A 13,727-nucleotide genomic window follows, 5' to 3' on the forward strand; every position below is an offset into this window, starting at 1 on the left:
GTTTCACTCGGCAAGGAAGAACACATGAAGAAGATGACCTCTTTCCCCCGTTTCGCAACAGTCGGCGCCGCGATCCTTGGGGCCAGTGCCCTCGTTCTGACGGGCTGTTCGGCATCGGCGCCGGCGGCCCCTAGCTCCGGAGGGAGTACGCCCGGGCCGGCGACGTCGGCGGCCGCCGGGACCTGCGGGTCGCTGCCGACAGGTACGGTGAACGATCCGAACGGTCTGCTGGCCGGTTTCCCCAAGGAGATCGCGGCGGGCTACAACCTCTACCCCTACGAGATCCGGAAATCGGCATGGGCCGGCTACAAGTCAAAGAAGACTGACGGTTTCACGGCCGCGATCGTGGGCATGCCACCGGCCAGCCCCTTCATTGCCTCCATGTCGGCGGCGATCCGCACCAGCTTGAAGGCCGGTGGTGTCAAGATCGTCGGCGAATTCGCCCCGGATGACCCGTCGAATGTTCCCCTTCAGCTCCAGCAGTTCAATGAGGCACTCTCGCTCAAGCCGGACGTGATCATTTACACGCCCATCGCACCGGAGCCTTCCGTGGGCCTGGCCAAGGCCGCATTTGACGCCGGCATCCCGCTGGTTGCGGCTCAGGTGCCGATCGATTCCGAGTATGCCGTCAGCGTGACGCGGAATACCCCCTCGCAATAGCCCAGGTCACCGCCGGCACGCTGAGGGCAATCGGGGGCAAGGGCAACGTCCTGCGCGTCGATGGCATCCCGGGCATCCCCGTCTCGACCTTCGCCAGCCTGGGCATCGATGCCGTCCTGAAAAACTGCCCGGAAATCAAGGTGACCGGGTCTGTCACCGGCTTCTTCCAACCGGCAACGGCCCAGGCGGAAGTCCAAAAATTCCTTGCCACCAACCCCGCCGGGGTTGACGCCGTGCTTCAGGCCGGAACGATGGGCGTAGGGATTCGCAACGCCTTTGAGGAATCGGGCATGGACGTGCCACCGATCGCCGACGACGGATCGAGCCGCGGATTCTCCTCCTGGGCGCTAGCAAAGCCTGACTACCCGTTCTTCGGCACCACCACCCCGTCCGTGCGCACCGGGGAGGCAGTGGCCGACGTGGCACTGCGCATCCTGAAAGGCCAGGGTCCGAAGATCAATCAGATCGTTGAACCCTCGGTGATCGTCTCCCGGGAAAACCTCGCCAAGCTCGCGGATCCGTCCTGGGACCACAATGACCTGACCGACCTGGCCGGCAACCCTGAGGACTACCTGCCCGCCGATCGCCTCAATAAGTTCTTCTCAAGCCCCGGCGCCTAACTCCTACCCGGGCCCACGCCCATCACCGGACCTGACCCGGGATTGAGGGCCTCTTCCAGGGTTGGATGTCGATTCGACATCCAACCCTGGAAGGGGCCCTTTGCCTGCTGTCTATCCGGCCCGGGGATGCGGTTACCGGTATGGTATCCGGCCACGGAAGGTCAACGACCAATTCGTAGAGACGATCAACGTGCTGGCCGGCACTCACAGGACCCGGGCAAGCCTTTCGGAAACTTCCGGCCTGCGCTCGCCGGCTTATGGAACCAAATGCCCCGGCAGCGCCATGGATCGGTCGGCAAAAGGGCATCCGTGCTCGTGACGCAAGGTTCCGAACGTCTGATTCTCAGCCACTTGTGCGAGTAGCTATCGTTGTAGTGACCGCAGTTTTGGGGCGCTGCAACTTGTTAATCACGACGGGTTCACACGCAAAATAAGCCCCTTGGAACACCGAACCAGCACGTCGGTTTGGCATCCAAGGGGCTTTCCCTTGCCGGCACGAGGCCGGGCAAGGCTTAGGCGCCGACGCGTCCGCGCATGAACTCCTCATCCGGGGTCTCGGTCACGGGCAGACCTGAAGCCACCAGGCTTGCGCGCAGCTGCTTCATGAAACGGTCCGGAAGCCTGGCTGCCGGCGGACGGAGGGCGCCGCCGTTGAAGCCGGAGAGCCATTCCTGGTACTTCCACTGGGTGCGGTTGATGACGCTCGTGCCCGGGGTGGAGGTTGACGAAACGGCGATATTGGCGGCCCGGGCCGGCTGGACAGCCCAGTAGCGCTTCATGGCTTCTTCCCATTTGCCGGTGCGCGCCAGCTCGAAGGCCTTGGGGTAGTAGTCACCCATCCAGTTGGTGTTCGCGGTGCCGGAGAACTGGACGTCCAGGACCGACATGAGCGGGATCAATTCGGCCTCAATGGGGCAGGAGATCACTACTTCGTCGCGGAAGTGGTGGTACATCTCCATGACTCCGGGGATGCCCGGGTAGCCCTGTTCGGCCTTGATGGCGACGATACTCGGCATCGCGTCGAGGACGCGGCGCACGAAGTCAACGCTCATGCCCGCGGGGTGAATGCGTTCGAATCCCCAAGCCGGCAGCGGGAACAGCATGGTCGCCAGGTCGGTTTCGTCGGTGAAGCGCTTGGTGTAGTCGAACACCTCCTCGTAGGAGGTCGGCCAGAACGATGAAGGGTAGGCCAGCAGGGCGCGGTCGGCGCCTGCCTTGGTGGCCAGGTTCGCGGCATGGATGTTTTCTTCCAAGGTGCCGAAAATGGCGTGGAAAAAGAGTCCGAAGTCTTCCCCGGCCGCCTCGCGAGCCACCTCCGTGATCCGGGCATTCTCCTCCGGGGTGATGTTCGCTTCGGCGATCAGCAGGGAACCCTTGTAACCGCGTTCCTTGAGCAGAAGGATGTCGTGCCGGATCGCATTTTCGTTGATGCCGGAGAAATCCGGGGTGAAGGATGGGTGCGTGACGGCGACTGTGCCGACAAAGTTTTCCCGGGCCCAGGAACGTGCCTCGGATTTTGTGTATTCCACCATGGTGTACTCCTTGTTTGTTGTCGGTGGGGTCTTGTCTTTCGGCCTATTTGCGGCTGGTGACGATGCCGACGGGCAGGACGGTGCCAATGCCTTCGGCGCGGGCGCGGTCCACGAGCATCTCGGCGACAACGATGTCCTGCAGTCCGGAACCGGTTGACTTATAGATCCGGATCCCATGCTCCACGTCGATCCCGGCTTCACCGGTCAGGACCGCATTGAGTGTGACGACGAGCGAATCTACCTCGACGCCGTATGCCCGGGCCGCGATCATGTCCCCGCTGCCGTGCACCACCTCGTCACGGGTATCAACCACGACCGTCGCGGCCCTGGCGATCAGCTCCGCCGGCAGTTCCCGCTGGGCGGGGGTCGTGGAACCGATCGAGACCACCGCGGAGTCCGGGCCGACCCATTCGGCCTGCAGGGTCGGGGACTCGTCCCGGGAGCGTGCCGCGCACAAGATCAGATCCGCACCTTCCACAGCCTCGCGGGCCGAACCGACAGCGCGTGCGGGAGCGCCAAAGGCGCCGTTGAACTCCGCGGCAAAGCTCTCGCGGTTCGCCCGGGTCGGGCTGAACACGCGGATGTCGGCGAACTCAAGGACGTGCGAAAAAGCCGTCAGATGCGAACGGGCCTCAAAGCCCGAGCCGATCACCCCGACGCTCAGCGGCCGTCCCGGGACGATTGTAGAGGTGCCCACCGCAGTGGTCGCGGCAGTGCGCAGGCCGGTCACGCGGTTTCCGTCCACCAGCGCCACCAGGTCCGCAGTGTCCTTGTTAAAGAGCGAAATCAAGTAGCTGACGCGAAGCCCGTCCGCAAAGGATCCTGCGATCGATTTCGCCCCGAACAGATGCCCGCTGGGCGGCACCGAGGGCATGATCCGCAGCCACTCACCTGTGGTTTGGGCGAAGATCCGCCCAGGAGTACCGGCCTCGTCGCCGGGTGCCTTATAGGCGGTGCGGATCGCCTGTATCGCCCCCGGCCAGTCCGAAAGACTGGCCACGTCGGCGTCGGTGAGAAAGAGCGGAAGATTCTTCGGTAGCTCGCCGTCGGTGCTCACGGGCACTCCTTTGTGTCAGGCAGCCGGTCAGTGGGCTGCAGCGTGGGTGGATCGATTCCGAGAAGGCTGAAAATAGTATCCGATACGAATCGTATCCTATATAGTCGTGACGGAGAACACGTCTCAAGGAAAAGGACCCACTATGGCAATCGCAACAGTCAACCCCACCACCGGTTCGACCGAAATGATCATTGACCCGCACACGGCGGAGGAAGTCGAAAAACGCATTGCGGAAGCCGCCGAAGCGGCGCGGGTGCTGCGCGGCACAACCTTCGTCGAGCGCGCGCAGTGGATGCTCGCTGCGGCGGAAATCCTCGAAGATCAGGCAGAGGGCCTGGGCGAGTTGATCACCGTCGAGATGGGTAAGCCAATTGCACAATCCATCGCCGAGGTGCACAAGTGCGTCAAGGCCATGCGCTTTTATGCCGCGCGTGCCGAGGAATTCCTGGCCGATTCCCCATTGGATAACCCGTCATCGGTGGGCGCGAGCCGGGCGTGGACCCGCTACGAGCCGCTGGGGACGGTCTTGGCGGTTATGCCGTGGAACTATCCGCTGTGGCAAGTCATTCGGTTTGCGGCCCCGGCGCTCATGGCCGGCAACTCCGGCCTGCTCAAGCATGCATCAAACGTGCCACAGGCTGCGCTCTTTCTTGACACGCTCTTTGAGCGGGCGGGGTTCCCACTGGGCTCCTTCCGCACCCTGCTGATTGGCGGCTCCGGGGTCGCGACCATACTGGCCGATGAGCGGGTCAAGGCCGTCACCCTGACCGGTTCCGAGCCGGCCGGGCGTTCGGTGGCTTCTATCGCCGCCGACAACGTGAAGAAATCCGTGCTGGAGCTCGGCGGCTCGGACCCCTTCATTGTCATGCCTTCGGCAAATGTCGCCGAGGCGGCAGCGACCGCCGTGCGTGCGCGGATCAGCAACAATGGCCAGTCCTGCATCGCCGGCAAGCGCTTCATCGTGCATACCGAGGTCTATGACGCATTCGCTGCCGAGTTCGTGAAGTTGATGTCGGAGCTTGCCGTCGGGGACCCGCTGGATCCCGCTACTCAGGTGGGGCCGTTGGCCACCCTGTCCGGACGTGACGAACTGGCCGAGCTCGTGGAGGACGCCCGCGCCCGGGGTGCTCAGGTGCTGACCGGCGGGACAGTTCCGGAGGGCCCGGGCTTCTTTTATGCCCCCACCGTGCTCGCCGGGCTCAGCGAAGAGATGCGGATCATCCAGGAAGAGGCCTTCGGGCCCGTCGCCTCGCTTTACCGTGCCCGGGACCGCGAGGATGCCCTGCGGATTGCCAACCAGACCACATTCGGGCTTTCCAGTGCAGTCTGGACCGCCGACGCCCAGGAGGAGGAGTGGTTCCTAACAAATCTCGACGCAGGGGCGGTGTTTATTAACGGCATGACGGTTTCGTACCAGGAACTTCCGTTCGGCGGGATCAAGCGCTCCGGATTCGGTCGTGAACTGGCTGCGGACGGCATCAGGGAATTCTGCAATCTCAAGACCGTCTGGAAGGCCTAAGCAAGCCAGGCTCATTTGCGAGCCGTCGTGCACGCTTGTGCCACCAAGTGATGCATGTTACTTTTTATTCGAAACGATACGTACTGAACTTGAAGGAGCAAGATGGCTAACGTCAACGTCGACGTGGTAGTGATCGGGGGAGGGCCCGTGGGAGTCACGGCGCTGGCCTTGCTGGGGCGCGCAGGTCTGAGCGCCGTCGGGGTGGAGCGCGACATCCAGGTTTGGCCGACTGCCCGCGCCGTGCACTTTGACGGTGAAACCTTCCGTACCCTCCAATCGCTGGGAGTTGCCGAGCGCTTTGCCCAGGCCACTTTGCCGATGTCCTCCTTTCACATCGAGAACGAGGAACGGGAAGTCCTGGTGTCCGTACCCACCGGTCAATTTGGCACCCAGGGTTGGCACGACGACCTCACTTTTCACCAACCGGACATCGAAGTCCTGCTTCAGGAGGTCGTCCAGGAGCTGCCCGGCGTCGAGCTCCGCCGAGGCGCCACAGTGCTCTCGGTGCGCAATGCCGGACCAGGCGTCGAGGTGGCGGTGCGGGACGCTGACGGCGGGGATTCCCTCATCCGCGCCCGCTGGGCCATCGCAGCGGACGGGGCCCGTTCACAAAGCCGCCAGGCACTGGGCATTGAGTGCGAAAAACTGGGCGAGGATGCGCAGTGGCTGGTCGCGGACGGCATCCTGGAAGAAGGCCCCGGCCTGTCATCCGACATGATCTTCCTGGGCCATCACACCCGGCCCGCCCTGTGGATCCGCCTTCCTGGCAAACGTGTGCGGATGGAGTTCATGCTGATGCCGGGGGATGACCCCGAGGAACTTGCGACCCCCGCGGGTGTTGAAAAGATCAGCCACGGCGTGCTGCCGGCAGACAAGTTCACTGCAGACCGGCTCGCGACATATACCTTCCGTGGCCGCATCGCGCGGCAGTGGCGCGCCGGGAACATCTTCCTGGCCGGGGACGCCGCCCACCAGGCCCCACCGCTTTTTGGGCAAGGCCTATGCGCAGGAATACGCGATGTTGCCAACCTGGTCTGGAAACTCGCTGCGGTCAAACGCCAAACGGCCGACGATAGCCTGCTTGACACCTACGAGAGCGAGCGGATGCCGCATGCACGGTTCTGGGTCGAGCAGGCAACCCGAGCCGCGGGCTTCATGCAGACCACCGACGCCGACATTGCCAAGCAGCGCGACGCCTTCATCCGCGCAAACCCCGCCGCGTCGGCACCCGTCTCACCCGCACTGGGACCGGGCCTGCACGAAGGTGGCACCGATGAACGGGCCGGCAGGCTCGCCATGCAACCGATCCTCAGCGACGGCGTGCGCCTGGATGACATGGTGGGAAGCCGTTTCCTAGTAGCAACAACCCGCGAAATCTATTCCGCCATCCCGTCACAACTGCGGGAACAACTTGAGGACACCCCCGACGTCGTAGTCCTGTTCGATCCGGCCAAGGTGGGCCAGATCCTTGCAGCCGCCGGCGCCCAGGCAGTTATCGTCCGCCCCGACCGCTACATCCTGGGCCTCGGCGACACCCCCGAGGCACTCGAACACCTCATCTGCAGCATCCCGAGCCTGGACCGCGACGTGCCAGCACCCCTCTAAACCCAAAATCGACAGATCCACATCCGCACCAGACGGACGTAAAGACAGGAGCCCAACATGGCATTCAGCCCAATCACACACCTGAGGCACTTCGACATCGCCGTGCCCGACTACCAAAAGCAGGTCGAGTTCTACAAAAACCACTGGGGACTCACCGAAATGGAGAACGACGGCGGCGTCACCTACTTCGCCGCCGAAGGCTCACCGGAACAATATTCGGTCCGCGTGCGCAAGGCCGATGAAAAGCGCCTTGACATGGTCGCGTTCGGCGCGGCGGACAAGGCCTCTGTAGACCAGCTCGCCTCGGACCTCATCGCCAAGGGCGTGAAGCTCATTGGCGAACCCGATGACGTCCAGACCCTCGGTGGGGGATACGGCTTCCGCTTCTTCGACCTGGAGGGACGCACCATCGAGGTCTCGTCAGACGTTGAGGTGCGCAAGCACCGCAAGATCGAGGAACGCGAGGCCATCCCGGTGCGGCTCTCCCACGTGGTCCTCAACTCCCCGGAACCGGAAAAGATGCGCGCCTGGTACGAACAGCACCTGGGCTTCCGCCTCTCGGACACCCTGAACCACCCCCACATGGGCGACCTCTTCTACTTCATGCGCTGCAACGCACAACACCACTCGATAGCAATCTCCCGCGGCCCGCATGCCTCGCTGCAGCACGCGTCCTTCGAACTGCGCGGCATCGACGAGTACATGCGCGGCAGCGGCAAGCTGCTGCGTTCGGGGTTCAAGAAGATCTGGGGCCCTGGCCGCCACAAGGCCGGGGACAACACCTTCACCTACTTCCACGATCCCAACGGCAACACCATGGAGTACACCACCGAACTGGACTCGATCGACGAGGATACCTGGCACCCCAGCATCTACGACACGAGTGACCCCGAGACCTCCGACCAATGGGGAACCGGCGGCGACATGGACGAATTCATCGCCCGCGAAATGTTCAACGACCGCGACAAGGGCCTGTTCGTCCCGCCACCGGTATAGCGGCAACAGACGATGACTAATGGAGGATTCTTGGAAGAGGCACGCGTGACCGGATTCATGCTGGGCACTTTCGAGGACGGCGGGGAGCAATTTCCCGGGGCCGTCTTCGGGGACGCCGTCGTTGACCTGCGCACGGTGGTGCCGGGAGTCAAACGGATCGGGGACCTGTTCGCCGCCTGGGATGCGCACCTGGACACCCTCGAGGCGATCGATCCGGCTGCGGCGGGCGCACGCCCGCTCGAGGGGCTGCGGGTGCTGCCTCCTGTGCAACCGGTGGGCACCATCATCGCCGCGGGGGCGAACTACCGTGAGCACGTCCTGCAGATGAGCGTGGCCCACAAGCTCGGTAAGGAAGGCGCCGACGCGGCGCAACTGGCCGCCGACGCCGCAGCTGACATCGATGAACGCGGCCGCTCTGGCGACCCCTACGTCTGGACCGGGATCCCCTCGGCGGTCTGTGGCGCCTACGACGACGTGCAGTTACCGGATGTCGGCGGCAACGTCGACTGGGAACTGGAACTCGGCGTCGTCATCGGCCGCAAGGCGCACCGGGTCTCGGCCGAAGACGCTTTCGACTACGTGGCCGGGTATACGATCGTCAACGACATCACCGCCCGCACGCTCGTACCGCGCAATGACATCGCGATGATGGGCACCGACTGGTTTCGTGCGAAGAACCAGCCGACGTTCTTTCCCACCGGCCCCTATTTGGTGCCAAAGCGGTTCATCCCGGACCCGGCAAAGCTGCGGATCCGCCTGAGCCTCAACGGCGCACCGATGCAGGATGCCCTGGCCGATGACCTGCTCTTCGATATTCCGAGCCTGATCGCCTACGCCTCCTCAATGGCCGTGCTGCTGCCCGGGGATGTCCTCATCACCGGTTCACCGGCGGGCAACGGATCGCATTGGGGCCGTTTCCTGCGCGATGGGGACGTGATGGAGGCGCAAATCAGCGGGCTCGGCACCCAGCGTTCAACGGTCCGCGGGCCCAGCGGACAGTTGCCTCCCTGGTATCTGGATCGCCCGGCCGCCGTCGCCGCGGCTGGCGGGGCCGCCTCGTGAGACTTCGCCAAAGCCACTTCGTTCCGCCGGTATCCTATCTGTTGGCCGCCGAGCTGGGATTCCTGCGAGACGTCGAGGTAGCTACCACCCGGACCACCTCGAGCGCCGAGCAGCTGCGCGCCCTGCTCGCCGGGGAGCAGGACATCGCAGTCACGGCAATTGACAACCTGTTCGAATGGACCCGGGCGGGGGCCGACCTGCGCCTGGTCGCCCAGGTCGAGGCGACCACGCCGCTGGGCATCCATGCAGCCGGTGACGCGGAATCCCTGGCGGATCTGGCCGGGTGCCGGTTCGCGGTGGACGCCCCAGGCAACGGCTTCGCGCTCATCGCCCAGCGACTGTTTCGAGACGCCGGCGTCGAGGTCGACTACCTGGTGGTCGGTGGCGTGCGTGAACGGCTGGATGCGCTGCTCGATGGCCAAGCGGACGCCACCCTGCTCGGGCCGCCGTTCGACAAACTGGCCGAACAGGCAGGATTGTCCTGCGTGCAGGACGTCAACACCGTGCTGCCGGAACTTCCGGGCCAAGGCCTGGTAGTCCGAGCCGAGCTTCTGGATTCCCCGGAGCTGGAACGCCACCTGGGCGCCCTGGTCGCCGGGGTGGAAGCCGGAGAATCCATGAACGACACGCAGGGCATCGAGTTGCTTGAACGCTGCGGTTACCAAGCCGCGGCCGCAAGTGCCTGGGACACGCGAGCCCGCACGCTTGCGGTGGATCACCGCGGGCTTGGGCTACTGACCGAGATCCGTCGAAGCCTGGGCATGCTTCCGGCGGGTATGGCCCTGGAAGAGCTCTACGACGCCGAACCGCTGCTGAGGGCCACAGGGTCCGCCTCGATCGGTAGCTGAGCATCACCCCCACGCAGTTGCCCAACGAAACTCCATCAACTCGATACGATACTGTGCGTATCGTATGAATAGAACCAAGGAGCAATCATGAAACTGGGACGGATAGCAGTGCCCACACCCGACGGCGAACAGATTCGGCTCGTCGCTGCCCAGCCTGAACTGGGAAGGGTCATTGACCTTGCCCGCGCATATTCCCTGACGCTTCAGCGCAAAGCCGCCGAACCCGAGCGTGCCCGTGCGCTCGCGTTGGCGGTCCTTCCCGGAAGCCTGGCAGCGGGAATCGGCGGAGGCTCCATCTTCCTGGACGCCGCGCACGAAGCGCTCGCGGCGGCAGACGACGCTTCGTACGCCATCGACGACGTCTCGTGGCGCGCTGCTGTCGACTCGCCAGTCATCCGCGACGGACTGACCTTCGAGCAGCACATCCAGAACTTCCACCGGATTGTTGCCAAGGCGCAGCCGGCACGCTCGATCTACGAACGCCCGGGATACTTCAAGGGCACCACAGCCATGTCTTACGGTCACAATCAGGAACTGCCCTACCCCGACTTCACCGAGGCCCTCGACTGGGAGCTCGAGATCGGCTACGTCGTGGGCAAGTCCGGCAGCGACCTGACCCCGGATACCGCCCTGGACCACCTCTTTGGCATTACTGTCTTCAACGACTTCAGCGCACGCGACATCCAAGGTGCGGAAATGGCGATCGGCATGGGCCCGCAGAAGTGCAAGGACTTCGGCTACGGCATCGGGCCCTGGGTCACCACGATGGACGAAATTGACTCCATTGAAGGTTTGCGCGGACAGGTCCGCGTCAACGGGGAGGTCCTCTCCGATACCAAGGTGGAAGACTTCGTGTACACACCCGCCGAGCTGCTCGCCTACGTCTCGATCTCTGACCGCTTGCAGCCGGGCGACATCATCGGTTCCGGCACCATGGGCTTCGGCGCCGGCGTCGAGATCGGCAAATTCCTGAAGCCCGGCGATGTTATTGAATTGGATCTCGAGGGCGTCGGCACCCTGCGCACTCCGATCTCCAGCGAACGCCAAAAGGCCCCGTGGTGGCCCGAGCCCCGTACCTACCCGCACGAAGAATGGGTGCTCTGATGACCAGGCCTCCAGTTCGCCGCATCGTCACCGGGCACGACGACCAGGGACGCGCCATCATCCTCTCCGACGGCGCCGCGCCCAACCACTGGTCATCGGAGGTAATTCCGGGATTCGGTGCCACAGTGCCATGGCTGACCCCAGCCGGACCCATCGACCACGTCAGCGACTTTGACCCGGCCTCGGCGGACGCAGAGATCCCCAGCTTTCCCGCCGCCGGCGAGACGATTCTCCGCATCGCCGACTTCCCGCCGGACTCCGTCTATCCGGACGAGGCGGGTTCGGTAATCTTCAGCGAGATCGATGGGCACGAGGAAGCCGAAGCGGGTGCCGAGCGCAGCGGCTCAAAGCACTTTTGGTTCCACCGCACCGACTCGCTGGACTACGCGGTGGTTCTCGAGGGCGAAATCACGCTGCTCGTCGACGAGGGCGAAGCGACCATGCGCGCCGGCGATGTAGCCGTGCAACGGGCCACCAGCCACGCGTGGTCGAACCGTACCGACCGCACAGCCAGGGTCCTTTTTGTGCTGATCGGAACCGAGCCGCTTACGGCATCTCAGATCGCCGAGCGGCGCCGGGAGACTACCCGGGCCCTGGAGAGCGCATGATAGTCAACGCCCAGGCCGCGGACGGCGAAGTGATCTGGGAACCCGCCCAGGACCTCAGCGCTGAGACCGGCGTCGGACGCTTTTCTACCTACCTGGGCCGGCAGGGCATCGACGTCGATTCGGGTTACGACGGGCTTTGGCAATGGTCGGTAGATGAGCCCGAGCAGTTCTGGGAACACTTTGCCCGGTTTGCAGGGGTAGAGCTCGGTGGGGCGGCAGGGCCTGTTTGCACGAGCGATCCCATGCCAAACACGCGCTGGTTCCCGGGGCGCACCGTCAACTTCGCCAGGCACATGCTGCAGGGCCGCGAGGGAATCGCATTGGTGGGCGTCGCCGAGGACGGGACGCGCGAGGAGATCACTTGGGATGCTCTGCGGCGCCAGGTGGCGTCCCTGGCCGCGCACCTTCGTGCCCGGGGCGTGGGCCACGGGGACAGGGTCGTGGCGATCCTCCCCAACGTTGTTGAGGCCGTCGTCGGGCTGCTCGCCGCTGCCTCGATCGGTGCAGTCTGGTCAGTCTGCGCCCCGGAGTTCGGCCCTGGCGCAATCGTCTCTCGGTTCGCCCAGCTCGCTCCTAAGGTCGTCATCGCCGCCCCTGGTTACATGCTCGGCGGGAAGGACCGTGACCGACGTGCGGAGTTGGAGGAAATCTTCACCCAGCTACCCACCCTTGAGCACGTGATCTGGGTGGGGCGGCATACCTCAATTCCGAGTATCCCGACCCGGGCCCCGGCCGTGGACTGGGTCCAGGCTGCTGCAGAGCCAGCGGAGCTGGTCTTCGACGACGTTGAGTTCAGTCACCCCCTATGGGTCCTCTTCTCCTCCGGGACTACGGGCATCCCGAAGGGCATCGTGCACGGGCATGGTGGGGCGCTGCTGGAGGAGATGAAAATGCTCCTCATCCACTCCGACCTGCGCCCTAGTGACCGTTACCTCAACATCGCCTCGACGAGCTGGGTGCTGTGGAACGCACTCGTCTCCGCACTTGGCGTTGGGGCGACGGCGGTGCTCGTTGACGGAAACCCGACCTTCCCGTCGATCGACCGGGTGTGGCAGATCGCCGCCGCTGAGCAGGTCGCGGTCCTCGGCGTGGGTGCGGGATTTGTCCATTCCTGCGCGAAGACTGGCCTCGTGCCGATGCGCGACCACGACCTGGGTGCCTTGAAATCCCTTCAGGTCACCGGTTCGCCGCTCTCCGCCGACGGCTATCGCTGGGTCTACGGCAATGTGGGTGACATCTGGTTGAGCTCGATGAGTGGTGGCACTGACATCGCCTCCATCTTCGTGGGAGGATCCCCGACGCTCCCGGTGCATGTCGGCTACATCCAGGCTCCGGCCCTCGGAGTGCGCGTGGAGTCCTGGGATGAAGCCGGCAACCCCACCCGGGGCAAAGGCGAACTGGTGGTGTCCAAGCCAATGCCCTCGATGCCGCTGAGCTTCTGGGGCGACGACGGCAGCCGCTACCACGAGAGCTACTTCGCGACGTATCCGGGGGTGTGGCGGCACGGGGACTACATCGAGCTCACGCACCGAGGCATCCTCATCCACGGCCGTTCCGACTCGACTCTCAACCGCAACGGGCTGCGGCTCGGTTCGGCAGATATCTACGCGGTGGTTGAATCGCTGGCGGAAGTTGCCGAGGCCTTGGTTGTCGGTGCGGAACTGGGTACTGACTATTACATGCCGCTGTTCGTTCACCTGGCTGAGGGCACCAATCCGGACGTGGCCAAAGATGCGATTACCAGATCCATCCGTGAGAACCTCTCCGTCCGATACTTGCCGGACGAGATTATCTTCATGCCCGGAATTCCGCATACCCGCACTGGAAAGAAGCTGGAAGTTCCCATCAAGCGGCTTCTGCAGGGGGCGCGCTTGGAGACGGTCGCGGACCTCGGATCGGTGGACGATCCGGAACTCTTGGAAGAATATGCACGGTTTGCCCTGAAGCGGGAGACGGCATCACTCTAAGCGGTACGCTACTGCTACCGGCTTACGACATCCACGGATGTCGTAAGCCGGTAGCGTCGGCCATGTCCAGCCCGTCATGGGGTCTGAGGATACGGCTCCGTGGGTTCCCCGACACTAGCCCAAATATTGATATTGGGTCCCTTCGGAAC

At 64.1% G+C, this 13,727-nt stretch carries 12 protein-coding genes; 10 read left to right on the top strand and 2 right to left on the bottom strand.

From position 1 onward, the window contains the following. Positions 1 to 24: 24 nt before the first annotated feature. Positions 25 to 660, top strand: a complete 636-nt coding sequence (locus tag ACX5I4_RS09775; protein WP_461836477.1) for a hypothetical protein — start codon at positions 25 to 27, stop codon at positions 658 to 660. A gap of 29 nt (positions 661 to 689) precedes the next feature. Further along, entirely contained in the window at positions 690 to 1,280 is a 591-nt protein-coding gene (locus ACX5I4_RS09780; protein ID WP_461838690.1) for a substrate-binding domain-containing protein, read from the top strand. A gap of 512 nt (positions 1,281 to 1,792) precedes the next feature. Here ACX5I4_RS09780 and ACX5I4_RS09785 read toward each other — a convergent pair. Both ACX5I4_RS09785 and ACX5I4_RS09790 read right to left on the bottom strand, forming a co-directional pair. Next, entirely contained in the window at positions 1,793 to 2,812 is a 1,020-nt protein-coding gene (locus tag ACX5I4_RS09785) for a dihydrodipicolinate synthase family protein (RefSeq protein ID WP_459340986.1), read from the bottom strand. 43 nt (positions 2,813 to 2,855) lie between these two features. Continuing rightward, a complete protein-coding gene (locus ACX5I4_RS09790; protein WP_459340985.1) occupies positions 2,856 to 3,869 on the bottom strand; it encodes an ornithine cyclodeaminase family protein in 1,014 nt (337 codons plus the stop codon). 142 nt (positions 3,870 to 4,011) lie between these two features. On the opposite strand from ACX5I4_RS09790, the gene ACX5I4_RS09795 reads away from it, so the two are divergent. The 8 genes from ACX5I4_RS09795 (at position 4,012) to ACX5I4_RS09830 (ending at position 13,578) form a co-directional block, all read left to right on the top strand. Next, a complete protein-coding gene (locus ACX5I4_RS09795) occupies positions 4,012 to 5,388 on the top strand; it encodes an aldehyde dehydrogenase family protein (protein WP_461836478.1) in 1,377 nt (458 codons plus the stop codon). Between the two features lie 102 nt (positions 5,389 to 5,490). Continuing rightward, complete coding sequence (locus tag ACX5I4_RS09800) at positions 5,491 to 6,993, top strand: bifunctional 3-(3-hydroxy-phenyl)propionate/3-hydroxycinnamic acid hydroxylase (protein ID WP_461836479.1); 1,503 nt, start codon at positions 5,491 to 5,493, stop codon at positions 6,991 to 6,993. A 57-nt stretch (positions 6,994 to 7,050) separates the two neighbouring features. Then, positions 7,051 to 7,989: a VOC family protein gene (locus ACX5I4_RS09805; protein WP_459340982.1), complete on the top strand. Its 939-nt coding sequence runs from the start codon at positions 7,051 to 7,053 to the stop codon at positions 7,987 to 7,989. 30 nt (positions 7,990 to 8,019) lie between these two features. Next, positions 8,020 to 9,051: a fumarylacetoacetate hydrolase family protein gene (locus ACX5I4_RS09810; RefSeq protein ID WP_461836480.1), complete on the top strand. Its 1,032-nt coding sequence runs from the start codon at positions 8,020 to 8,022 to the stop codon at positions 9,049 to 9,051. Further along, entirely contained in the window at positions 9,048 to 9,899 is an 852-nt protein-coding gene (locus ACX5I4_RS09815) for an ABC transporter substrate-binding protein (protein ID WP_461836481.1), read from the top strand. Before ACX5I4_RS09810 ends, ACX5I4_RS09815 begins: the two co-directional genes overlap by 4 nt. Before the next feature lie 87 nt (positions 9,900 to 9,986). Next, on the top strand, positions 9,987 to 11,003 hold the full coding sequence (locus ACX5I4_RS09820) for a fumarylacetoacetate hydrolase family protein (protein ID WP_459340979.1): 1,017 nt from the start codon (positions 9,987 to 9,989) through the stop codon (positions 11,001 to 11,003). Continuing rightward, complete coding sequence (locus ACX5I4_RS09825) at positions 11,003 to 11,611, top strand: cupin domain-containing protein (protein WP_461836482.1); 609 nt, start codon at positions 11,003 to 11,005, stop codon at positions 11,609 to 11,611. The genes ACX5I4_RS09820 and ACX5I4_RS09825 overlap by 1 nt, the downstream gene beginning before the upstream one ends. Continuing rightward, the gene (locus ACX5I4_RS09830) at positions 11,608 to 13,578 is read left to right on the top strand and encodes an acetoacetate--CoA ligase (protein WP_461836483.1); all 1,971 of its coding nucleotides are present in this window, start codon (positions 11,608 to 11,610) and stop codon (positions 13,576 to 13,578) included. The genes ACX5I4_RS09825 and ACX5I4_RS09830 overlap by 4 nt, the downstream gene beginning before the upstream one ends. Positions 13,579 to 13,727: the final 149 nt, after the last annotated feature.

The organism is Arthrobacter sp. MMS24-S77, from assembly GCF_054888235.1.